Source organism: Candidatus Paceibacterota bacterium (assembly GCA_028714275.1).
Lineage (GTDB): Bacteria > Patescibacteriota > Minisyncoccia > Phycocordibacterales > CAINVO01 > CAINVO01.
The window spans coordinates 1-23,512 of sequence record JAQTMP010000005.1; the positions used below are offsets into that span (position 1 = coordinate 1).

The 23,512-nt window shown below is 40.4% G+C and carries 24 protein-coding genes; 10 read left to right on the forward strand and 14 right to left on the reverse strand.

Annotated features, from left to right (window positions below; all coding sequences use genetic code 11):
- The first annotated feature begins 204 nt into the window (after positions 1-204).
- The 4 genes from PHF79_00880 (at position 205) to PHF79_00895 (ending at position 4,691) form a co-directional block, all read left to right on the forward strand.
- On the forward strand, positions 205-2,565 hold the full coding sequence (locus PHF79_00880; GenBank protein MDD5318363.1) for a DNA translocase FtsK 4TM domain-containing protein: 2,361 nt from the start codon (positions 205-207) through the stop codon (positions 2,563-2,565).
- A gap of 47 nt (positions 2,566-2,612) precedes the next feature.
- On the forward strand, positions 2,613-2,969 hold the full coding sequence (locus PHF79_00885; protein ID MDD5318364.1) for a hypothetical protein: 357 nt from the start codon (positions 2,613-2,615) through the stop codon (positions 2,967-2,969).
- A 144-nt stretch (positions 2,970-3,113) separates the two neighbouring features.
- Positions 3,114-4,088 carry a recombinase RecA gene (gene recA / locus PHF79_00890; protein MDD5318365.1) on the forward strand — a complete coding sequence of 325 codons (975 nt, stop codon included), beginning with the start codon at positions 3,114-3,116 and terminating at the stop codon, positions 4,086-4,088.
- A gap of 39 nt (positions 4,089-4,127) precedes the next feature.
- Positions 4,128-4,691: a hypothetical protein gene (locus PHF79_00895; protein MDD5318366.1), complete on the forward strand. Its 564-nt coding sequence runs from the start codon at positions 4,128-4,130 to the stop codon at positions 4,689-4,691.
- Positions 4,692-4,851: 160 nt separating this feature from the next.
- Here PHF79_00895 and rpsR read toward each other — a convergent pair whose 3' ends face one another.
- The 10 genes from rpsR to PHF79_00945 form a co-directional block, all read right to left on the reverse strand.
- Complete coding sequence (gene rpsR, locus PHF79_00900; GenBank protein ID MDD5318367.1) at positions 4,852-5,061, reverse strand: 30S ribosomal protein S18; 210 nt, start codon at positions 5,059-5,061, stop codon at positions 4,852-4,854.
- 31 nt (positions 5,062-5,092) lie between these two features.
- A complete protein-coding gene (locus PHF79_00905) occupies positions 5,093-5,584 on the reverse strand; it encodes a single-stranded DNA-binding protein (protein MDD5318368.1) in 492 nt (163 codons plus the stop codon).
- 28 nt (positions 5,585-5,612) lie between these two features.
- Entirely contained in the window at positions 5,613-6,164 is a 552-nt protein-coding gene (locus PHF79_00910; GenBank protein ID MDD5318369.1) for a 30S ribosomal protein S6, read from the reverse strand.
- Positions 6,165-6,239: 75 nt separating this feature from the next.
- Complete coding sequence (locus PHF79_00915) at positions 6,240-7,076, reverse strand: TatD family hydrolase (protein MDD5318370.1); 837 nt, start codon at positions 7,074-7,076, stop codon at positions 6,240-6,242.
- A 23-nt stretch (positions 7,077-7,099) separates the two neighbouring features.
- Positions 7,100-8,557, reverse strand: coding sequence for a methionine--tRNA ligase (gene metG / locus PHF79_00920; GenBank protein MDD5318371.1), 1,458 nt, complete (start codon positions 8,555-8,557; stop codon positions 7,100-7,102).
- A gap of 21 nt (positions 8,558-8,578) precedes the next feature.
- Positions 8,579-9,856, reverse strand: coding sequence for a pitrilysin family protein (locus tag PHF79_00925; GenBank protein ID MDD5318372.1), 1,278 nt, complete (start codon positions 9,854-9,856; stop codon positions 8,579-8,581).
- An 18-nt stretch (positions 9,857-9,874) separates the two neighbouring features.
- A complete protein-coding gene (locus PHF79_00930) occupies positions 9,875-11,281 on the reverse strand; it encodes a glycine--tRNA ligase (GenBank protein MDD5318373.1) in 1,407 nt (468 codons plus the stop codon).
- A 1-nt stretch (position 11,282) separates the two neighbouring features.
- Complete coding sequence (locus PHF79_00935; GenBank protein MDD5318374.1) at positions 11,283-13,292, reverse strand: hypothetical protein; 2,010 nt, start codon at positions 13,290-13,292, stop codon at positions 11,283-11,285.
- A gap of 27 nt (positions 13,293-13,319) precedes the next feature.
- Positions 13,320-14,948, reverse strand: coding sequence for an ATP-binding protein (locus tag PHF79_00940; GenBank protein ID MDD5318375.1), 1,629 nt, complete (start codon positions 14,946-14,948; stop codon positions 13,320-13,322).
- Positions 14,949-16,598 (reverse strand): hypothetical protein, encoded by a 1,650-nt coding sequence (locus PHF79_00945; GenBank protein MDD5318376.1) that lies wholly within the window; start codon positions 16,596-16,598, stop codon positions 14,949-14,951.
- A gap of 101 nt (positions 16,599-16,699) precedes the next feature.
- On the opposite strand from PHF79_00945, the gene PHF79_00950 reads away from it, so the two are divergent.
- Genes PHF79_00950 through PHF79_00975 form a run of 6 tightly spaced genes read left to right on the forward strand, consistent with a single transcriptional unit; the run spans position 16,700 to position 20,255 of the window.
- A complete protein-coding gene (locus PHF79_00950; protein ID MDD5318377.1) occupies positions 16,700-17,191 on the forward strand; it encodes an AAA family ATPase in 492 nt (163 codons plus the stop codon).
- 50 nt (positions 17,192-17,241) lie between these two features.
- On the forward strand, positions 17,242-17,679 hold the full coding sequence (locus tag PHF79_00955; protein ID MDD5318378.1) for a nucleoside-diphosphate kinase: 438 nt from the start codon (positions 17,242-17,244) through the stop codon (positions 17,677-17,679).
- Between the two features lie 32 nt (positions 17,680-17,711).
- A complete protein-coding gene (locus PHF79_00960) occupies positions 17,712-17,987 on the forward strand; it encodes a MazG nucleotide pyrophosphohydrolase domain-containing protein (protein ID MDD5318379.1) in 276 nt (91 codons plus the stop codon).
- Positions 17,980-18,765: a hypothetical protein gene (locus PHF79_00965; protein ID MDD5318380.1), complete on the forward strand. Its 786-nt coding sequence runs from the start codon at positions 17,980-17,982 to the stop codon at positions 18,763-18,765. Before PHF79_00960 ends, PHF79_00965 begins: the two co-directional genes overlap by 8 nt.
- Positions 18,752-19,840 carry a glycosyltransferase family 4 protein gene (locus PHF79_00970; protein MDD5318381.1) on the forward strand — a complete coding sequence of 363 codons (1,089 nt, stop codon included), beginning with the start codon at positions 18,752-18,754 and terminating at the stop codon, positions 19,838-19,840. The genes PHF79_00965 and PHF79_00970 overlap by 14 nt, the downstream gene beginning before the upstream one ends.
- Positions 19,827-20,255 (forward strand): NUDIX hydrolase, encoded by a 429-nt coding sequence (locus PHF79_00975; protein MDD5318382.1) that lies wholly within the window; start codon positions 19,827-19,829, stop codon positions 20,253-20,255. The genes PHF79_00970 and PHF79_00975 overlap by 14 nt, the downstream gene beginning before the upstream one ends.
- On the opposite strand, the gene PHF79_00980 is transcribed toward PHF79_00975, so the two are convergent.
- The 4 genes from PHF79_00980 to PHF79_00995 all read right to left on the reverse strand — a co-directional run.
- Positions 20,241-21,242 carry a hypothetical protein gene (locus tag PHF79_00980; GenBank protein ID MDD5318383.1) on the reverse strand — a complete coding sequence of 334 codons (1,002 nt, stop codon included), beginning with the start codon at positions 21,240-21,242 and terminating at the stop codon, positions 20,241-20,243. The genes PHF79_00975 and PHF79_00980 overlap by 15 nt on opposite strands.
- A 47-nt stretch (positions 21,243-21,289) precedes the next feature.
- Positions 21,290-21,895, reverse strand: a complete 606-nt coding sequence (locus tag PHF79_00985; GenBank protein MDD5318384.1) for a hypothetical protein — start codon at positions 21,893-21,895, stop codon at positions 21,290-21,292.
- Complete coding sequence (locus PHF79_00990) at positions 21,888-23,174, reverse strand: pitrilysin family protein (GenBank protein ID MDD5318385.1); 1,287 nt, start codon at positions 23,172-23,174, stop codon at positions 21,888-21,890. The genes PHF79_00985 and PHF79_00990 overlap by 8 nt, the downstream gene beginning before the upstream one ends.
- A gap of 21 nt (positions 23,175-23,195) precedes the next feature.
- Positions 23,196-23,512: hypothetical protein (locus PHF79_00995; GenBank protein MDD5318386.1), on the reverse strand; the 317-nt coding region annotated here is incomplete at its 5' end.

The window sequence follows — 23,512 nt, forward strand, 5'->3', positions numbered from 1 at the left end:
GTCCTTTTTGTCGTTTTCGTTCATTGTCTTTTATAAAATAGTTTTTAAAAAAATTGTCTTTAGATGTCTTTGAGACGAATGGGTCCATTATATATAAGACAGTTATAAATGCAATAAGGACACCGCAATGACACCTCTTTTCTATTTTGTTTTTATTTTAAGCCTTTGTTTAAGCACCTCCGTGCATGCTACAATAGCTGCATCATGTCGAAAAAAGAAAGCCGAAAAAACAAGCGAAGCAAGCAAGATCAAGAACCAAAAAATTCTCTCTCCCCTTTTAAAGATTTACAGGAAGACACTCTCCATAGTGTCCTGGCTATTCTCTTTTTTGTAGCTTCAATTTTTCTGCTCATGGGAGCTGGTGGAAAAGGTGGACCTGTCGGTGACTGGGTCTACAACTTTTTACACTATCTTTTTGGAATTGGTTATTATCTTGTCCCCCTACTCCTTTTTCTTTTAGCTATCTCTTTCATCATTGATCATTCACGCCGCTTCCCTATCTCAAAGGCCCTTGGATCTTTTGTGTTTTTTTTCTCTGGTCTTGGACTTCTCTCTATAGTCAGGGAGGCCAACGGGGGCATCCTCGGAGACACCGTGGCCAACCCTATGTTAAAGTTTTTTGGACTCTATGCCAGTGTTATTTTCTTATTGGCTTTTGTGATCATTTCGCTTTTAATTATTTTTGATACTCGTCTCAAGCGAGATCATATCCTCTTCTGGAATCTCTTCAGGAAAGAAAAAGACTCCGACGATGTAGAAGACAAAGAAATGGTCATCAAGGGCATTGGGGATAAGGATTTGTACGAGGAGAAACCTCCTGAAGAAAAAATAAAAGAGACGATCACAGCAAAACCAGCCAAAACTGATGAGATGGAGTCTAAAGGTGGCATAAAAAACGACCCTTCAGAAGAGGACAGTCTGGGTATGAAAGAGCGCCTCTTTGGAAAAAAGAAAGCTTCTGAGGTCCTGCCTTTGACCCCTTTTACCCCACCCCCTCTTTCTCTTCTTGAAAATGATCGTGGCAAACCAGGAGTCGGCGATATTAAAGCTAATGCGAATATCATTAAAAGGACCCTCCAAAATTTTGGCATTGATGTAGAAATGGATGAAATATCTATTGGTCCGTCAGTTACCCGCTATGCTCTCAAACCGGCAGAAGGGGTCAAGCTTTCCCGTATCCTCGGCCTTCAAAACAACCTTGCTCTCGCCCTAGCTGCTCATCCAATCCGCATAGAGGCCCCAATTCCTGGCAAGTCACTAGTGGGCATTGAAATACCCAACAACATTAAAACCACTGTTGGCCTCGGCACCCTCCTTTCTCAGCCAGAATTTCAAGAATCAGAAAAACCACTCCTTATATCACTAGGCAAGGGAATTTCCGGGAAATCATACTTCACCAACTTAGCAAAATCTCCCCACATTCTCATTGCTGGAGCCACCGGATCTGGAAAATCAGTCACCATTCACGCCATCATCACTTCCCTTCTATACCGCAACTCACCCTACAATCTAAAATTCATCATGATTGACCCAAAGCGTGTCGAGCTTACTTTATACAATAAGATTCCTCACCTTCTCACCCCCGTTATCACTGATGCCAAAAAAGCTATCCTGGCTCTCAAATGGGCTGCCAAAGAGATGGATAGACGCTATGATATTTTGGAAAAAAATTCTGTGCGGGATATTGATTCATACCACAAGAATATCCTAGCGCCAGCCTTGAAAAAGCTTGAGGACGCTAAAGGAAAAAGCCGAGAGTCAGAAGACACGGCGGAAGAAGCGACCGAAACAATGCCATACATTATTATTGTCATTGATGAATTGGCCGATATCATGCAGGCCTATCCTAGAGAGCTCGAGGCCGCTATTGTCCGCCTGGCCCAGATGAGCCGAGCTGTTGGTATTCACTTGATGCTCTCTACTCAAAGACCCTCAGTAAACGTCATCACCGGTCTCATCAAGGCCAACGTGCCATCACGCATTGCTCTACAGGTGGCTTCGCAAATAGATTCACGGACCATTTTGGATGCACGTGGAGCTGAGGAGCTCCTCGGAGCCGGAGATATGCTTTACCAAGGCAGCGAAATGTCTACTCCTCAGCGCCTCCAGTCAGCCTATATTACAGAAACAGAAGTTAAAAATGTCGTAAAATACCTTATAAACAACAACCAGTCCCTAGCTTCTCAAATCAATCTTTCGCCTGAAAGCAACGGCGGAAGCGCTGTCCATGACCCAATCTTTGATCAGAACAGTGGAGCCTTAAGCTCTTCTGGGATGAATGGTTTTGATGACGATGTGGGCTTTAGCGACGACGATGATCTCTACGAAGACGCTAAGGTCACCGTCTTGGAAGCTGGGAAGGCTTCTACATCCTACATTCAGCGTAAATTAAGGGTGGGTTATGCTCGAGCTGCTCGTTTGATGGATATGCTTGAGGAAAGAGGGGTTATTGGGCCAGCGGATGGAGCCAAGCCTCGCGAGGTGATCAATTATGATGGCGGGGCTGAAACAGAGATGTCTGAGACAGCGGAAAATAGAAAAAGTGAAGAAAGTATGGTCGAATAAATTATTTAGCCTTTATTGATAGTGACTTTAAATCTATCTGATACACTATGGCTCAAGATACCGGAAAATCAATCGCGCGCATTGCTATCATAAGCATCTTTTTCTTAGGTATTGTGGGGTATAGCCTTTTTCAGGCTCACAAATTGATTTCTGGTCCCATTATCCAGATCACTAGCCCTAAAAACGGCTCGACACTGACCCAAAATTTAGTCGAAATAAAGGGGGTGGCGAAAAATACTTCCTTTATTAGCATGAACGACAGGCCTATCTATATAGATGAGCAGGGAAATTTTTCAGAGAAATTGCCCATCTACCCCGGCTATACTATAATCAACCTAAAGGCCAAAGACCGCTTTGGCAGTTTAATTACAAAAAATATCGAAGTATCCTACAAAGTTCAGTAAAATATTCGACAAAACAAATTTAAAAAAATGGCAAAAAAACAAAAAAAAGAAAAGGCAGAAAAGTCAGAGAAAGCTGCCCCTGTAGAACAAGAAAACGAAATCCTTGAAGAAGGAGCTGAGGACACCTCAAAATCCAAAAAGAATATGGGTTCAATTGATGACGCTATTGCCCAGATTAAAACAAAATTTGGCGACGACTCTATTATGAAGCTAGGCGAAAAAACCAGGGTAGATATAGATGCCATTCCTACCGGATCTATCGGCCTCGATGCCGCTCTGGGCGTAGGAGGTCTCCCCCGCGGACGCATCGTCGAAATTTTTGGGCCTGAATCATCTGGTAAAACTACCCTGACTCTCCACGTCATCGCCGAAGCCCAAAAACGCGGCGGGATCTGTGCATTTATTGATGCCGAACATACCATGGACCCTGAATATGCCAAACGACTTGGTGTCAAAATTGACGAATTGCTTATTTCTCAGCCAGATACAGGTGAGCAATCCCTTGAGATTGTTGAGAGTCTTGTCCGTTCGGGCAAGCTCGATGTGATTGTCATCGACTCAGTCGCCGCCCTTACTCCAAAAGACGAGATCGAGGGCGATATGGGGGCTCACCATGTAGGAAAGCAGGCTCGTCTGATGTCTCAGGCCCTTCGAAAGCTCACGGCTATTGTGGCTCGCTCAAAAACTATTGTTATTTTTATAAACCAAATCCGTATGCAGATCGGAGTGATGTTTGGTAACCCTGAAACTACTCCTGGAGGCAAAGCTCTCAAATTTTATACCTCGGTCCGCCTTGATATCCGCCGTATAGCTCAGATCAAAAAAGGTGAAGAGGTCATGGGGGGACGCTGCCGGGTCAAAGTGGTCAAAAATAAAGTGGCCGCTCCTTTCCGGCAGACTGAATTTGATCTTATGTACAATGAAGGCATCTCTAAAGAGGGAGAAATCATCGCTCTGGGAGAAAAAATGGGCTTGATTAAAAAATCAGGTACCTCCTACTCGTATGGGGAGAACAAAATCGGACGCGGCTATGATTCTACCCGACAATTCCTCAAAGAAAATAAAAAAATATCTGACGAAATCCTCAAAGAAATCCGCAAAAAATTGAAGGAGGTTTAGGATGGACTTTAATCCCCTCTTAGGATATAGTGTGGCTCTATGCTTGAATATAATGAAATAACCCTTAGAAAGTTTATTATCTTTGAGAACGAGCCTTATGAGGTGCTCGCCTCTCATGTTTTCCGCAAACAGCAGCGCAAGCCCGTCAACGCCGTGAAGCTTCGCAATCTCCTCAACGGCCGCATTGTTGAACATTCCTTCCATGTTTCGGATAAGGCCGAAGAAGCTGAGATCGATACCAAAAAGGTAAAATACCTGTATGCAAACAAAGGTGAGTTTTGGTTTTGTGATGAGACCAATCCGGCCAATCGTTTTAAACTTGATGAGGCTATGCTTGGGACAGCCATGAAATTTATTAAAACAAACTCCGTCGTCGAGGCTATGATTTTTGATGAAAAGATTTTTGGAGTAAAGCTCCCAGTCAAAGTTGATCTCAAAGTGACCGAGGCAGCTGACGCTGTCCGAGGAGATACGGCTAAAGGCGGCAACAAGCTCATCACTCTCGAAACTGGCGCCACTCTCACCACCCCTATGTTTGTCAAAGAAGGTGACATCGTCCGAGTCAACACTGAGACTGGAGAATACTCTGAACGAGTTTCATAATACTTCTTTATTTTGTAGCTCGGTAGTTAATTTGATACAACAAAAAGACCACAAACACTTGAGGGAGACTTGCGAGGCTCGTCGGAGCGAGCACGAGGAAAATCCTAGCAAGGATTTATCCGTGCTCCCGAAAGTGTTTGTGGTCTTTTTGTTAAATTAACTACCGAGCTACAAAAGGAAGCAGCGCCATGAAACGAGCGCGTTTGACGGCTGTAGCGAGCTTGCGCTGGTTTTTTGCTGTGACTCCTGAACGCTTGCGTGAAAGCATGCGAGCGTGAGGATTTAAAAACTTCTTAAGAATATCGACATCTTTATAATCGATATGTTCAATATTGTTTTGAGAAAAGAAACACTGTTTTGTATTTTGCATGGCGGTTGTTAATAAGGATTGTTATGTGTAATTAAAAAGGAATGTCGTCAGGATTGATTTCTTCCTCTGGGTAATCAATAGTATCCAGATTATCTTTTTCGTCAACTGAAGCCGATGTTTTATCACTTCCCTTTATTGGGGAGGCTGCACTGGCAGGACCACTGCCCGTAGCCCCTCCTGAAGCTGAGACACCGCCTGAGCGCGGACCAAACTGGACGCGGTCAGCTACAATCTCCGTGCGATAATTTTTCTTGCCGTCTTTATCATCCCATGAACGGGTCTGCATACGGCCCTCTACCAAGACTGAGGCCCCTTTGCGAAGATACTGGGCCGCCGTCTCAGCCTGACGGCCAAAAACAACAATATTATGGTAATCCACACTTTCCTGCTTTGCCCCATTTTTGTCTTTCCAGACACGGTTGGTGGCTACCGCAAAAGAAGTCACATTGAATCCGGAAGGGAGGGCCTTGAGCTCTGGATCCCGGGTCAAATTGCCTATCACTAATGCTTTGTTGAGATACATGATTGGGTGTTTAGTTGATAATTTTGAATTAGTTGATAACTAGACTATCGATGGTTTTATCGATTTCAGCTTCGGACATAGATGGAACCGCTTTGTCAGGTGAAACCGCTTCGTTGGCCACTTCGGAAGAAGCATCGTCTGGTTTTTTGGTAACAGGACCTTTATAAGTACGCTGTGTATACAGAGTGTTTTCCTTTACTGTCTTGATGGTGAGGTATCGGAGAACTACATCACTCAAATCAAGCTGCTTTTTGAGTATTTCTACAACTTCAGGACTAGCTTCGAACTTTATCCAACCAAAATAGGCTCGGTCAAAAGTGTGATTGGCTGCTTTGATTTTTTTGGAGATTGAATAGGCCAAAACTCTCATTTTAGGAAAATCTTCTGAGATAAAATGCCCCTTGGCCTTTTCAATTAGAGATTTGATATTAGAAAATTCGACAGCCACGCTCTCTTCTGGAAGAGTAGGCACAAGGTGAAAAGCGAGCTCATAGACCCGTGAATCACTATCTGTGTCAACGTCGTCAACGCCAGAAAGAATATTTAGATCATTATTTACATCCGTATTTTCTAAAGACATAGCCCACAGACTATCATACCCCCTCTATTTATGCAAGATTTTAAGCCGTCAGAGGATAAGGCCTGAGTTTGGGTGTCAAAGACTAATCCTAAATAAAGTATTGGCGTTTTGAATGAGTTGCTTTTTTAGCGACTCTACAGAAATACCCTTTATTTGAGCCATTTTTTCGACTACTTCAATAACGTGCGCTGGTTCGTTTCTCTTACCTCTATGTGGGACTGGTGTGACATAAGGAGCGTCGGTTTCTGAAAGAAGCCTGTCTAATGGAACATGTTTAACAAGCTCCTCATACTGACGAGCAAAAGTAATAACCCCAGTGAAAGATAAGGTAAAACCAAGATCAAGGAATGCCTGAGCTTCTTCAAGGGTACCCGCAAAGAAGTGTGCATTCCCCCGCAATTGTGACCCATAGACCTTAAAATACCCATCAAGAATCTCTAAAATTTCTCCGTAAGTCTCACGACAATGGAGCATCAGCGGTTTGTCAAATTTTATGGCCAGCTCTACTTGCTTTCGAAAAAGCGCTCGTTGTCTGGCTTTTTCCTTTTCTACATCTGTCTGACTTATTTTTCCTTCTTTCAGTTGCTTGTTTAAATAAAAATAGTCCAAGCCACACTCCCCCATTGCCACAGTCTTTGGATGCCCCAAAAGCTTGGTATAGGCCGCTTCATCAAAACTCTCGGCCACACCACCCTCTGGCACGTCCGCTGGATGCTGCCCGACACAAGCATAAAAAAATGGATACTTGTCCGCCAAAGCGACTGCATGCTGAGAACTTTTTAGGTCTGTGCCCACAGTGACGGTGGCCACACCTTCTTCTGCCATACGTTCAATCACCTGATCACGATCGTTTTCATAATCTGCAAAGTTCAAATGTGAATGAATGTCTATATATTCTATATTTTTTGACATGGAAAAAAATTAGAAGCTGGATTTTAATCCTTGCGGACAAACAGCGGTATTTCGGGCATGCGATGTTCTCGTATGATAGTCTTAATTTTTTCTGAAGTTTCAGGGAGGATTGACTCAAGCATGCAAGCAATAGCGTAGACGCGCTGCACAAGCTCACGGATAATAACCAGCGCTTTTTCTTTGTCTACTTTAACCAGCTTAAAGGGTTGGGTCTCCTGAATGTAAGCATCGCATTCAGCAATGTGCTTCCAAACAACATGCGAAGCCTGTTGAATTTCAAAACCTTCAAGAAAATTTATAAAATCTTCCGGGATATTTTTACCCCCTACCTCATCTAAAATTTCAACCGAACCTTCTAGGTGCGTGGTAGCCATTTTCATCACTCGAGAGACTAGATTGCCGAGACCGTTGGCCAAGCCGGAGTTGTAAGCCTCTTTGACCCGTTCCAGACTAAAAGGGCTGTCTTCAAAACAGTGCAGCTCTCGGGCCACCATATAACGTAGGGCGTCCGTGCCGTATTCATTGACCACATCAATCGGATCGACGATATTGCCCATGCTTTTGCTCATTTTGATCCCCCCTTCACCCGTCACAAAACCGTCGATAATAATATTTTTTGAAGCAGGAAGACTGGCAGAAAGGAGCATCGCTTGCCACATGGCTGCTTGAGGACGCAAATTGTCCTTGCCACAATACTGGACCATGCCCCCAGACTCGATGGCCCATTTTTTAAACTTGTCCATATTTTCCGGCCAGCCAATAGCAGCTATATAGTTGACCAAGGCATCAAACCAGACATACATCACCTGTTCATCGTCTCCAGGCACCGGTATACCCCACGGCATCTTGCTTTTGAGACGAGAAATACTAAAATCCTGCAAACCGTTTGAAACAAAGGACTTTATTTCATTCAAGCGGGTGTGGGGAATAACAAGATCGGGATGCGCTTGATATAGATCCAGCAAGCTCTGCTGATATTTTGAATAGCGAAAAAAATAATTTTCTTCCTCGATAATTTCGATTTCGAGCTGAGGGTGAATAAGACAACGGCCTTTTTCATCGAGCTCGGAATCAGTCTTTTCCATTTCACAGCCGGTGCAGTATTTTGTCTTATAGTTTTTTTTGTAAATATCCCCCTTGTCCAGACAAATCTTCCAAAAAGCCTGCGCCGCCGCTATATGGTGCAGATCGGTAGTCCGAATAAAATTATCATAACTGAGATTTAAAACCTTCTTCAGTTTTTTAAAACGTTCAGCATAATAGTCGACATAGGCTTGGACATCCTGGCCTGTTTCAATGGCTTTCTGGTAAATTTTGTTGCCGTGTTCATCGGTGCCTGTGTTAAAAAAAACTTCGTGGCCAGTCAGACGCTTCCACCTAGCAACGATATCTGCTCGGATCTGTTCGAGAGCGTGCCCTACGTGCGCGTCAGCGTTGACGTATGGCAAAGTGGTGGTGATATAGAAAGGTTTTTTTGACATTAAGACAAGTCTAGCACTTTTTTAGGATTTTTTCAGCAGCTTTTTGAGACGCATTTTTGTAGCCGAGGTGTGCGGACCAACAATGCCAAGGGTGAGATTTTTTGGAATAAGAAATTGACGAGCCATTGCCCGCACCTCTTCTGCAGTCACCGCCTGGATTTTCTTTTCCTTTTCCTGAGGAGTAAGAATCTTGTCTTTAAATAATTCCTGAAAGCCATAAAAATCTGAAAAATCGTCCGAAGACTCCAGGCCCAGGTACATCCAGCCGACACGCTGGTCTTTGGCTTTTTGCAATTCTTTATCGGAAACGAGCTCTTTTTTCATCACCTCTATTTCCTCTAAAATAGCTCGGGTCGCTTCTTCTACCTTTTTGTTGCCCACCCCAGAGCTGATGACAAAAGCGCCGTGGTCGGTAGCGGCTGTGGACGAAGCGGCAATAGAATAACAAAGTCCTTTTTCTTCCCGAATTTTTTGAAAAAGTCGGGAACTCATTCCTCGACCCAAAATAGTGGCACACAAACCGAGAGCCCAGCCCCTCTCATCATATCGGTCAAAAGTCCGGTACAAAAGCGCCAAATTTGTCTGGTCTGTTTTTTTAAAGACCACCGCGGCTTGAGGTTCCGTTTGAGCTTCTTTGGTTTTTGGCCTCTTGGGAGCAGATTTTTTTGAAAGCCCCTCAAAACGTTTTTCTAGATCAAGCAGGATTGATTTTTCTGAAAATTTCCCAGCTACCACCACTGTGGTGTTTGCCGCGACATAATATTTTTTCCTATACTCCACAATATCTTTTTTACTGAAATGTTTTATATTTTCTTTTGGGCCGAGGACATCTCGCCCTGCTGGCTGATCGCCATAGACTGTTTTGTCCAGCTCCTTCCAGAGCAGGTTGCCTGGGTGATCGTATTTGCGATTGATTTCTTCAATAATAACCCCCTTCTCTTTTTCTATTTCGCTTTCGGGCAAAAGAGGATGCAGATACATGTCACTGACAAGCTCCAAGACATCCGCCAAATGTCTGTGATGAGCTTTGGCATAGTAGCCAGTGTATTCGTTTGAGGTGAAAGCATTGTAGCTCGCACCGATTTTTTCAAAATCAAAACTAATCTGATAGGCGGAGGGTCGGCGCTCAGTGCCCTTGAAACACATGTGCTCAAGAAAATGCGCGATGCCATTGGTCGCTTTGCTCTCATGAAAAGAGCCCGCGCCGACAAGCACCATCACGGTCACTGTCTCGTTCTCCTGCATCGGCACAGTGATGACCCGCAGACCGTTTTTAAGATTTTTTTTATGAAATTTCATAGGAGCTATTGTAGCAGATTATGCCACTAAAGCACTTTTGAAAATTGAAGCCAACTCATCAATAGAAACTCGTTTTTGACCACCTGTATCACGGTCGCGGAGAGTGACAGTGTTTAGCAGCTCAGGCTTTTCGCCAAGAGTATCAAAATCAATGGTCACACAGAAAGGCGTGCCGATCTCGTCCTGACGGCGGTAGCGCTTGCCGATGTTGCCGTTGTCGTCAAAAGAAACTCGACCGGCAAGCGCGGGCTCTTTGCGGAGAGTCGCGTAAATCTCACGGGCTTTTTCGACAAGAGCAGGTTTATTTTTAAGCAAAGGAAAGACAGAAGCAATAAATGGGGACACTTTTGGGGCCAATTTCAAATAGACACGTGCCTCATCCCCAAGGACATCTTCGGTATAGGCGTCGGAAAGAGCGGCTAGACATGTCCGATCCAATCCGAGCGCGGGCTCAATCACATGAGGTACAAATCTTTGTTTTGTCTCTTCGTCAAAATAAGTAAGATCCGCGCCTGAAAACTGGCCATGTTTGGTCAAATCATAGTCTGTGCGATATGCCAATCCATACAACTCCTTCTGACCAAAAGGATAGTCAAACTCTATATCGACCGTTCTCTTAGAATAAAAAGACCTCTCTTCATCACTATGCTCATATTCATGCAAATGCGTTTTCTGAAGTCCAATGTCATCCGTCAAAAAGTCTTTGATTGCCTGGAGCCAGTTCTTAAACTCCTGCTCCCAATTTTCTGCTCTTATAAAATACTCGATCTCCATTTGCTCAAGCTCCCTCAAACGGAAAACAAAACTACCCGGGGTAATTTCATTCCGAAAAGATTTTCCCACTTGTCCCAAACCAAATGGCAGTTTTGGATGAAAGCTATCAATCACATTTTTAAAATTAACAAACATACCCTGAGCAGTTTCAGGTCGTAGATAGACAACCGAAGAAGAGTCCTCGGACGCCCCTGCTCTAGTCTTAAACATCATGTTAAATTGTTTAACTTCAGAAAGCGGATTGCCTTCAGGACTTTTCAACCCATTTTCCTGAATGGCTTTTGTCATTTGATCGATGGTCATTTTTTTAGCCTCAATTCCATTTTCTTCCAGCAAATGATCGGCTCGGTAACGTTTTTTAGTCTTGAGGTCGTCCACCAATGGATCCGCAAAGGTCGCCACATGCCCTGTCGCCTCCCATACTTTGGCATTCATCAGGATTGCCGCATCCACTCCGTACATATCTTCACGATCCAAAACAAACCGTTTCCACCACAGGTTTTGAATATTATTTTTTAAAGCCACCCCGAGTGGGCCGTAGTCAAAAGTTCCCGCCAAGCCACCATAGATCTCAGAGCCTTGGTAAATAAAACCACGCCGCTTGCAAAGCGAGATTAGTTTTTCCATGTCATTCATTTTGTTTTTTTCCATTTTATTTTGTGACCTTTTCCTGACCAAAGACATAGCTTGGATCCGTAGATATCTGAGTATCGAGAGCTTGACCAGTATACTGCACCGTCGTACCTGTAAAGCTATCTGTGCCGGTCAGCTGCACTGGCTGGAGCACTACAGGGATAGTATCAGCTTGACTGACACTAGGCAAAATTGAAACCTGAAAATCAACCTCTTTGCCAGCACTAGCATAGCCAGTCCCCGCCGGTAGATCCCCTATATTCCACACGATCTGATGCTTTTCGGCATTGTAGGTCACGTCCACACCTGAAGGGGCGACTTTGCCAAGCCAAGTGACATAGTTGGGCAAAGTGGCCGTGACCACCGTGCCATTTACTGTATTAAAAGAATTGCTGGCTGTCCAGATGACGGTGTAGGTACTTTCGTGCTCTGCTTGAGGGGGCAGTGGCCCAGTGTTGATGAAAGGTCCAACCGTGCGCACTAAGCGAGCGGCCACCCGCGGAGCCGAAACCACCTTGATAGTTTTAGAAATCGTAGAATTAATTTCTTCAGGCACATTTGTATCGCTCAAGCGACTACCCTGGACACTAGCATCCAAAGTAATAGTCGGCTTGCGATAAAAGGCATTATTTTTAACTGAGACATCTGCGGTGGCCAAAGTAAATTGGAGCAATCCCCCGCTCTGAGGTGGCACACTCGCAAGTTCTGCCACCGTAGTCTTGTCCCAGATTAAAGTATTATCAATCGAACGGAAAAAACCTCGATCAGCCGAAACATTGTCCCGATTTAAAATATCTCCGCCAACTTTAAGCTGGAGAGTGACATCATTTAAAGGAACTGAAAGATTATTTTGCCAAGTAATTTGTCCCCGAATACTGGCCCCGCCCTGGACAACGTGAACAGAGCTTGGATCTTCATCGAGCGTGATGTCTACGCCCAAAAATGGCTGCTTGATAGCCACGGTCTGCGAGAGATCGCTGATCAGACCATTGATGGTGGTTGGATCCGTTTGATCTGCAATCCCAACCGAAAAACGAAATACTCTCTGCTCTCCATCCTGGCCAGAAAGTTTTCCTTTCAAAAGAATATGGGTCTCTCCACCCGCAGGCATATCCCCAATTTTCCAGGTAGCATTGTCCGGACTTGGATCTGGAGTAGCATTTTCAAATTGAAAACCGAAAGGATACTCGGCTTTGAGGATCAGGTTTTTGATGAGCTGGGTAGAATTGGATTTTACATCTACATCAAAAGTGACATCTTGATTGGCAATGACCTCTTTGACCCCGCTTACATTGACGACAATAGGTGAAGAACCGATAAAAATAGGATAATCTTTATCTTTGACAAAGATGGCCGTCGAGCCTGGAATCCGATACTCAAAAGAAACTTTTATATCTTGCTGGCTGTTTTCTTGGCCATAAAGGACAGGGTCGATAGAGAGAGTATAGGCTTGGCCTGAAGCCAGAGTCCCCACGGGGATACGTTCACTGACTAAAGGACTGCTGAGATCCTTGGCTTGTCTGGCTCCGGGCGGGTAGGTCACCACCACGTCTGCCAAAAGCAATTCACTTGGATTGCCGTTGGTGACAGTGACATCCACTGCGAGCGGCTCACCCGCTGGAATAGAGACCGGACCCCGGAGAGCAATGTTGATATTGTTGGGAGAAACAACATTTGAGCCGCGGAAAAAGACGACAGCGGCAATAGAGGCGGCTACGAGGAAAAAAACCAAGGCAAAAAGAAAAACTTTTTTAAAAAGTGGTGCGTATGACTGAGCCACGTCTTCGGACAAGAGATCGGAAACAGAAGATGAAGCAGACTCTGTCGAGCCGTCCGAGCCATCAGCACCATCGACACCGGCTACCTTTTGCTGCCAACGGTCAGGAGCTACCGCCTTGTTGGGATGAAGAATGTGTCTATGTTTTTCCTGCTGTAAAGGCTGATTGGGCGAATAAAGCTTTTTCTTCAAAGCCTCAATGCGATCTTTTTCTTGGTCAGGCGAGCCTGATGATGGAAACTGCGATGCCATATGTTAAAAGTATAACACAAAAGACTTCTACTCCCCCTCCAACTCCACAAAGAAACTCGAACCTTTGTCACGACCAGCTGACTCTGCCCAAACGCGGCCGTTGTGAGCTTCGATGATTTTTTTGGCGACATAGAGACCGAGACCTGTTCCCATGATGTTGGTTTTGTTGGCGTCAGGGGCCCGGGTGAATTTTTCAAAGAGACGTGGAAGGACTTCGGGTGGGATGCCGACGCCGGTGTCGGAGATGGTGATGAGGATTTTTGGCTTGCCTTCACGGAGGATTTTCTTGATCCAGACGTGGATACTTCCTTTGGGAGTGTATTTGACGGCATTGTCGATAATGTTGCCGATGACTTGTTTGATTTTTCCTTTGTCGGCGTTGATGAGGAAGGAAGTTGGAGTGGAGCCAGGCTGCTCGTCAGCATTGAAGTCAATTGAGAGCTTGGCTGTCTCGATGGTGGGGCGGAGTTCGGCGACTACGGTACTTACGAGTTCCTTGAGATCAAATTGAGAGAAATCATATTTCATCCTACCCTGCTCGATACGGGAGACGTCGAGGTAGTCACCGACTAGGACTACGAGATCTTGAGTGGATTTGAACATTTTTTCAATGGCTTCCTTGACTGGGTCGCTAATGGGGCCAAAGTCTCCCTCCAGGATGAGGGAGGCATAGCCTTTGACAGCGGCTAGTGGTCCTCGGAGCTGGTGGGAAGCGAGGGAGACGAACTCTGACTTTTGTTGGTCTAGTTCTTGGAGACGCTCGTTGGCTTTTTCGAGGTCGTCAGCGAGGAGTTGGATTTTTTCGCGGGTTTTGACTTCAGATAAAACACTACGGATTAAAAAGCCTCCAAGGATTAAAGAGATGACAAATAATGCACCGTTGGCTAATTGTTCTCGTATGCCTTCTGAAAAAAGTGTTCGAATTAAAATAAACAGCCACAAAATAAAAGTGAGAAGTTGGGTAGTGATTACCTTAACATTAAAGAGCTGATGTCTAAGGATTGCATACCCACTAATCAATGGGTAAATAGAAAAAAGAATTAGACCGTAGGGCGGAATTGTGTAAGTAAATGTTGTCGCAAAAACACTTCCACCACCAATCGAAGCCGCCAACGTAAACATTATAAGATACTTTAATCTTTGTCTTTCTGTATGATCCTGACTTTTTCGGATTGTTTTAAAAGTAATATAAATACCATAAATAACTAGAATACAAAAATATGCGAAAAAGTAACCGTATAGAGGTCCATTTACTGGCGCAAAATTAAAACCAACTTTTGGTGCTACATCAGCAATAAAATAAGTAGTCGGATTTATCAACATGAAAATTACTGCAAAAAAGCAACCGACAAAAAAACTTTTCTTATGTGTTTTGTATGAGTTCGTCATTATCAACACCACTAATAAATAAAATAGCGGAATTAATATTGCAGCAATATGAAGCACCCTATCGCTCAAAAAAGCAAAGTCTTTCGACGTTGCCGTAATCATAGAAAAATACGCAAAACTCCACACCATAGTACTTACGGTAAGAGCAAACCATGCCTGGTTTTCTAATTTTTTACGATCGTGAATAAAAACTATGAGACCAGAGAGAAGAGCGGTAAATCCGCCTAATAATAAGGAGAAGCTATAATAATCAAGATTGAAGGCCATTTACTTGTAATTTAGATATTTATTTCCGAGTTTAGACGCCTCTGGATATTGTATCAAATATTCAGCCAGTTTGGTAAGAGATGGAAAGGATATATTGGAGCCGTGATGAGGTTCGACATGGATATCTCCTGCATAGACTTTATTTTCGTTAAATATTTTATTGAAATTTTCTAATTTTCCACCTAAAGCATAGATCGCTGACTGGGGAGAAGAACATGCCACATGGGGGTTTGCTTCTCCATACATGCCTATATTTTCAGGGATCAAATCTTTTTTAAAATACCCGTGCCAATGGCTTATGGAATAACCTTTTTCAGAAAGTATTTTTGCAAAATCAGTTTCCTTATTTTTGTCAAAATGTTTTAGGATTGAAGCAATTATGGCATTGCCTACCGCATGGGCCAAAATAACTTTTGTATCGAAAGATGGTTTATACCCAGTATTTATTTTCAAATCAATTGGAAACTCCATCCACATCTCTCCTTTCAAGAGGCCAAGTTTTATCAGATCCTTGTTGGGATCAAAATGGGTTTTATTCGACCCAGAACGAAGGCTCATCACCCACACCTCTGGCACTTTTAGCCAGAATTTTTGATTTTTTATGTTAACACTAATATAAATTTCTTTATTTTCATCAATAAAAAAATCTTGTTCATTTGGGATCATATTTTTCTCTCGAAAATTTACATCTGAAACAAGATTAGATAACATTGTTGGCATCTGCTTTGCAAAGAAGCCAAAACTCATTCCATTTCTATTATCTAGATGTAGTTTTCCGATGATTTTATGAAATGAATTACGAAAAGGTAAATCGTCAATCTTTTTCCCATCAGGAAATAACTTTGTTTCATCAAACAGAAGGGCACCTTTAGCTAAATCTTCGATGATGGATTTATCAGGTTCTGCCGCTGGATTAAAACGTTCACCTTTAATTTTAAATTCTTTAAATTTATGTGGACTTATAGGTGCCACAACTTTTGGCACAAGGGCGTGAAGTATGCGTTTCTTAAATATTTCATCACTTTCGCCCATGTTATATATTGGATGTGATGCATTAAAGTTGTAAACCATCCACTTCTCATTATCTACAGCGATGATAATGTTGGTCATATGATATGCAAAAAGTGACATCGCAGTATCAAAATGTTTCTCAAACTCAGTCTCTTCAGAAATGTCCTTTGGAAAATCAAGAATGGTTATTACCGAATTATCCTTAAAATTTCTAATATAATGCATCGGTAAATCATTCGCATTTTCTTCACCCAAACTTACAATAGCTATCCCCCTCTTGACTACGGCTCTTTGCAAAAGAATTTTTGCTGTTTTGATATCAATAAAATATGAAGTGTGAGAAATTCCTAAAATCTTTTTAGCTGAAAAAAGTAAGTTGTTGCCAACAATTCTGGTAAGTCGTTTTATTGTTTTACCGAAAGGAACTCTTTCAAGTGCATCACTATACGGCACAATATTGACCTTCAAATCTGACAAGGTACTCTCCAATCTTTTTCTGAAATCAATGACCTGTTTGCTTATGTTTTTAGACGTGTTTGGAAAGAAAACGACATTCATATGGTCTGCCATTTCTTCCGGAGTGACCTGCACTTTTTCCTTTATGCCGAGGATTGTCTGGATAGCTTCTTGACTGATCATGTTGAAATTGTAGCATTTTGGTGGGGTATCACAAATTGAGTGAATCTTTTCTTGAAAGAATAGGTTTGACATACTTAAAAATAAGGTACACATTGTTAGCAATGATTAAGCGAGAAATAACAGTATTTTATGGTCCAAATGGAGCTGGTAAAACAACCATAGCTCGATATTTAGCTACAAAAAATAAGGGTTTGCACATACAACTAGATTGGTATTCATCAATGCAAAGAGGCAAAGAATGGTATACAAAAAACAATAATAGGGAAAAAATAAACCTGTTACTAGGTACGCTTGATGCTGTGGTTACAAAAACTAGGTACAATAAGATTTATCTTGACGGTGTACTACTCTATACTTTTATGTTCAAGATGCTTGAGGTTTGGTGTAAAAACAACAAAATTAATTACAAATTTGTTAAATTAGTTGGTAGTGAAAAGAAATTAGCCTATCGTGTCACAAAAAGAAGGAAGCCAAGGAAAAATGATTGGAACAAGAAACTACCTAAGATTTATAAACATTTTACATACCCAAGCAGCTTAGAGATTGATACGACAGGTAAGGGTATCTCCAAAGTAATAAAATACTTGACATAATCGCGTAATAAGGTACTATTTTCCTAGGTGCAGTAAAAGGAAAGGCAAAAATGAAATATTCTTTTGGTGTTTTGAAACCAGATTGTATTAAACTCAATTTAGTTGATCGAGCTATAGAGTTAGTTTGTAGTCGTGGTTTGAGGATCATTTTTTCAAAAAAAGTAATGCTGAAACCAATAGATGTGGAATTTCTGTATTCAAGGTGTCGGCAGCTATCTTTTTTTGAGAATTTACTCAAATTTATGACTTCTGGTGAGATTATGGTGTATATCACCGAATCTACCGATAGTAACTGTGCGATAAGAACGCTGAATAGCGTGACGGGGCACACAAATCCAGTGGAAGCAAAACCGGATACTCTCCGCAGTATGGGAAAGAATGTGTGTGAAAACATCGCTCATTCCACCGCAGACGAACAAACATTTTGGTCTGAGGTAAGGTATTTTTTAACCAAGGAGGAAATTAAAACATTGAGACTGGAATCCTAAAAAAATTCCAGTTTCGTTTTTTTACAAAACATATGGAAATTAAAACTATTGAAGACGATTTTAAAGTTAAATTGGACAGTTATATTAATAAGTGGGATTCTGATTCCCGCATACTACATCTTTTTGAGGAGGTTGGGGAATTTGCGGAAATAATTCTTCATTATAAGGGAATTAAAAGTCCAAAAAAAGATTTATACGACATAAAGGTAGCCCTGGCAGATATCATTGAAGATGTTTATGCAATCTCTATTTTAAATAATATCACTCTTGAGGAATTAACAAGCCAGGTTTTAAAGAAAAATGAATAAGATAAGAAAAAAAATTACGGATGAGCTGTTAGCAAGTTGTTTGAGGAATAAAGCTATTCGACAAGGTATTATGTTCTTTTCTGTGCTAGGTAGCACCGTATCCAATGAAGAAGTTGAAGGTTACAGTGATCTTGATATCTTACTAGTATTGGAATCAGACAGATCAGGTGTCATAAGCAACAAAATTCTAAGAGAACTTAAAAAAATATCAGAAGAATACTCTCATAAATACAGTGTTGAGATTTCACTACTAACCCACACAGTTTTTGACTTTGAAAAATATGTTGATTTTAACTACCTTATTCACTATTCATGGGGAAAGGTTCTATACGGTAAAAAGTCTAAATACATGGAACTTTTTAAAAAAATAATCGGAAAGAAGTATTCAAATAAAGTACGAAAGGAACTGATTTACTACAATTTAATACACGCTCGATTTAATTTAATTCGACAATATGTATCATGGAATAAATTTAATAAGGTTGATTACAAAAAAAAGATCCTTAAACTGCTAATCGATAAAATTATTGAAATCTGTGATTGGGCACTTGTATATAGAGATATATTTGAAAAAAACAAGAGGGGGACCGTAAAAAACTTTAACTCTAGTTTTAGTAAAAATAATTATAGTCACATACCGAAACAAGCCCTATCAATTAGATCAGCCTGGATGATGTATGATTTTGAGAGTAAGGAAGCAAAAATATTCATAGATGAGTCAATCTTGTTTATTCAAGAAGTTATTAAAGTAATTCAAAAGGAACATGCACAAAGTTAAACCTTTAATAGTATCGAGAACGCTCCCATATCTTGGTGGTAGAGAAGTCATGGTTGATAAATTAATTAAATTTTTTACTAAAAAAAATACTACATGTGTTTTAACTCCAGATAAATACAGAAAACAACCCGGTGTAAATATTTGTAGTACAAATAAAAGTAATGAAGAAATATTGAATTGGGTTAAAAGACAAAACATAAGCGTAATTAACTGCCATACTTTTTATCTGGCTGATTTAGCAATATACATCTCAAAGAAACTTCATAAACCACTAGTATTCACCTTGCATGGTGTGTTTGTTGATCATTACGGAGAAAAATATGGAAAGCTATTAAAGAAAATTTGGAGTAAAAGTGACTTAGTAATAACTGTCTCATCTGGTTATAGTAAAAAATTAAGGACTTATCTTGGAAAAAAAACAGCTCCTATGGTCATAAAAAATGGTATTGAATTAGAATCAATCGACCATCTAAACAAATCAAAGAAATTTTATAGAAAAAAAAATAAATTGCCTGTTGATAAATTTATTGTAATTGTCCCTGCTAGGCTTACCTATCTAAAAGGACTAGACTACTTAATGAAGGCATTTGATGGCTTCAGTGATAAAGATATTTTGGTACTAGTATGCTCACCAAAAGGAAGAAAAAGTGGTACTGAAGACACATACCAAAATAATTTGAAAGGGATAATAAAAAATAGCCTTTCCCTAATAGAGTTTAGAAATGTGGCTCACCCAAGCATTTTAGAGTATTATAAGTCTGCGGATGTTGTTTTGCTATCCTCTTTAATTGAAGGAATTTCCATCTCTCTTCTAGAGGCAATGGCATGTTCAAGAACTGTTGTGGCAACAGATGTTGGTGGAAACCCTGAAATTATAAAAAATAATAGAAACGGTTATCTTATTAAACCGAAAAACCCAAAAGCTATTATTGAAATAATTAAAAAACTGAAGCGGCATAACAATATTTCAATGGGTAGGAATGCTAGAAAAACAATCGAGAGACATTTTCTAAGTAGTAAGATGTTTAAAACGTACGAAGAGGTTTTTAAAAAAATAAAATATGAAAATAAGTAAAGATGTCCAGGCGGTGGTCTACAGAAAAAGTGATGTGGGTATTTTTTTCTTACTATTAAAAAGATTTGATAGGGATAAAGGTGAGTTTCACTACCGTCTTATTAAAGGTGGTTTAGAGAGGGGTGAGAATTCAAAAGATGCAGTTATTAGAGAAATTAAAGAAGAATCAGGATTAAGGAGTCTATCTTTGAATAATGTCCTCGGACATTATTCATATAAGGCGGGTGATGTGAAACATGATGTGGAGGTTTTTTTAGTAGAGAATACTGTTTTTGAGAAAATAAAAACTGATTCTGAAAATGAAGGTGGTTTTACCATAGAAAGCGCAGAGTGGTTATCGCCAGAGCATACTCTAGAATATCTAAATTTCGATCAGGAAAAAAAATCTATCCGTAAAACTCTAGAAACTATCTAGTATCATTTGTATATCCTCATCACCACTAAAAACAAGTACCCTTGAAAATAAGTCTGGATGAGCATTTTTTTTAAAGTTATTTAGCGGGTCTATAACAAGTGTTTTTTTAACTAAACTAGATGCGACATGCACAAGACTACCTTCTGGTCCAAGGATGATTGAGCAGCCTGCAATTTTTAGCAAGGTTTCCCTATAAGATAGTTTATTTATATAATTTTTGCCTTTTATACCTTGGGCTGACAAGTGGTCACCGGCACCCAATAAAATTATAGGGTAGTTTTTAGATAGGTATTTTATTAAATTATTCATCTTTTTTAACCTCTTCTGTTTGTCTGTGACTCCATATATTATTCCTATGTTTAGGGAAGTCTGTTCTTTATCGACAAAATCTTTTTCGATTTTGGAAAAAAATATTTCAGGTATAAAATTTTCTAGTGAGGTCTCCCTTATTTTGAGCATTGTACTTACTAGAATAATCCAGGCCAATGTGTTCGGTTTAGTCTCAAATGTACTTATCCACAAAGAAAGATCCTCATCTAAAATCATCTTTTTTGAACTTATTGAAAAAAGCATTAATAGGGTTTCACTAAAAGTATTTCTGCCAAGTCCTACTAACAGAAATTTTGATCTTAATATCTTGAACAAGTCGTACGGTTTCCAGAAGTAGACTCCCCTTATATAGGGATTATTAATAAGCAATTGGGAATGACCTCTCCTGGCCAGCACTGAAACCTGATACCCATGATGTGAAAGATACTTAAATAATGCTGTTTGAAAAAATAAGTCACCGTAGCCTTGATTAAGTGGTTCGATAAATAAAATATTTTTAATACCAGCTAAATTATTGTTAGAATTAATAAATCCAAGGGTAAGGCTATTTAGAGAGTCACGAATACAAAAAAATAAAACATAAAAAATGGCAACTACTATGCCATTTTTAGCTTTGACATTCCTATATTTTTTTAATAATCGTTCTTTACTAAACATAGATTAAAATTATTTAGATTTAACACAACATAAGGCACTAAAGGGTACTAGATAATTTTTGCAAGTGCTTGTAAGCACTTTCTATGTCCTATATTGTGACCTACTCCTTTTATAAAAATAAGCTTTTTCTTACCTCCCCATTCCTTATAATGTTTGGGTGTACTTTTGAGGATGACTGCCCATTCCTTCTCTCCCACCAAGAAGAAAGCTTCGGTGTGAATATTTTTAGGAAATATATTTTTCTTAAGATCAGTAAACATTCTGAGTCCAAAAACTTTTTCAACTTTCTTGAGATCTTTTTCAGGCCACAGGATAAAATCCTCCTTAAAATAAGGTGACAACGAACAAAAATATATTTTTTCAAATTTGATTTTTCGACTAAGAATAGCTGAGATATAGGCACCGAAAGAAAATCCGAGAACTGTGAGTTTTACTTGCCCGGCCTTCACTCTTCTATTTTCCTTAGCCAATATTTTTTTGATTTGCTTCTCTGTCTGTCTGACGAAATCACTCATGATCATGTCGGTGCGCCATTTAATATCAATACCTTCTACCTTGTAGCCTGCTTTTCCAGCCATCGCAGCAATTTTTTGATATTTTGTTTGACTGGGAAGCTCCCCCATACCGGAAATAATAAAAAAGATTTTACTCATGGAATTTAAAATTTTTTAAGGATTCATCTCCACACACGGCGAGATACATACACTCCAATGAAATATTTTGATCAATATAATTTCTAATATCTTTCTCAGATATAGACCCTAAAACTGCTACATAATCCCCTATGGTTTTATACTCAGATAATTTTGCAAAATTTCCACTCCATTCGATAAAATTACCTGAGGTTTGCAGTTTGATTTTAAAAGATTTTAAGAGCTTGGTTTTGATATGAGCAAGCTTGTCGGAAGGAATACCATTTTTAATAAATTTTGCGAGACATTCTCGTATTGTATTTATAACCTCTGAAAATAAAGTGGCCTCGCAATCCGTTTTTATTTGTAATAATCCTCTGTCTTTATATACATCGCCAAAAGCAGTGATATCATAGATCAGACCCTTTTCATATCTCAATTTTTTTACCAAAAAAGATGCTCTCCCGACAGCAAGATATTGTGCACATATGGCTACACACGCAACATCAAGTAAAGTAAATGAATGTAGTCTAAATCCAGCGACAAGACTGGCTTGTTTGGACTTATAGATATCCAGCTTGAAATATTCCTTTTCTGGAATAGCTATGGCTGCATCTTTAACTATACCTGCTCTAGTATTAATCTCTTCATTTTTAATCGGTTCTAGAGCTTTTTTGATAGCGGGAGTAAGTGTTTCTATATTTATATCGCCAGTTGTTATTATGCTTATGTTTTCTCTCGTAAAAAATTTATTTTTAAAATCGATGAGGTCTTGTAAAGAAATATCTGTCAATGGTTGGTTGTCACCGAGGATAGATCTATCAAGGACAGTGCCTCGAAAAACTAGATGCCTAAAAGTATCCCAAACCCAGGTTTTTTGGGTTGATTTTCTGTTTATATATTCAGAATTGATCGCCCCCCGTTCACTTTCAAACATGATAGGATTAAAAAGGGTTTCACTCATAACCTCATTTAATACCGTCATGGCTACCTCCAAATCTCCCGCTTCTGGGACCTGAATGTCTATCATGATGAAATCTAGGTTTGTTGTAAACACAAAACTTCCTCCCACATCCTCAATATATTCGGCCAAGATATCTTTCGTAGGAAATCTATGTGTACCAGCGACAAGCATGTGCTCTAAAAAGTGCGCCGTACCCTCCTTTGTATCATAGCGAGCACCGGCACGTATGTATGTTTTTATGAAAATCGGTGATCCCCTCCTCTCAAAATGATGAAGCGGAATACCATCAATGTCTGCGGTTTTGTGCAATATATTATGGGAATTAAAAAAGTCCATGTCGTGTATTGTAACACACCCCTACAGCTGACTCTCCTTCAACGCATTATTTATAGCCGCGGTAGCCTGAGTGCGCAGGGGTAGAAAATCAGCGAGGGCTTTCTGACTCCATTCAAAACCCTCAAAAAATGGTGCCAGCACATCCGACTGGGAAAAATAGCCAAGAAAATATAAAATCCTCATGACGGAAATGGTTTCGATGGAACGAAGCTCGTCGGCAGAAAATAGTGCAGAATCCACTTTATCCACTTTTGCTTCGTCTATTTTTAAAAAATTCATCAGCCCAAGCACCGCTTCGAAAAGCGGCTCATTTTTTGCTTCACCGGTGAGGCGACGTT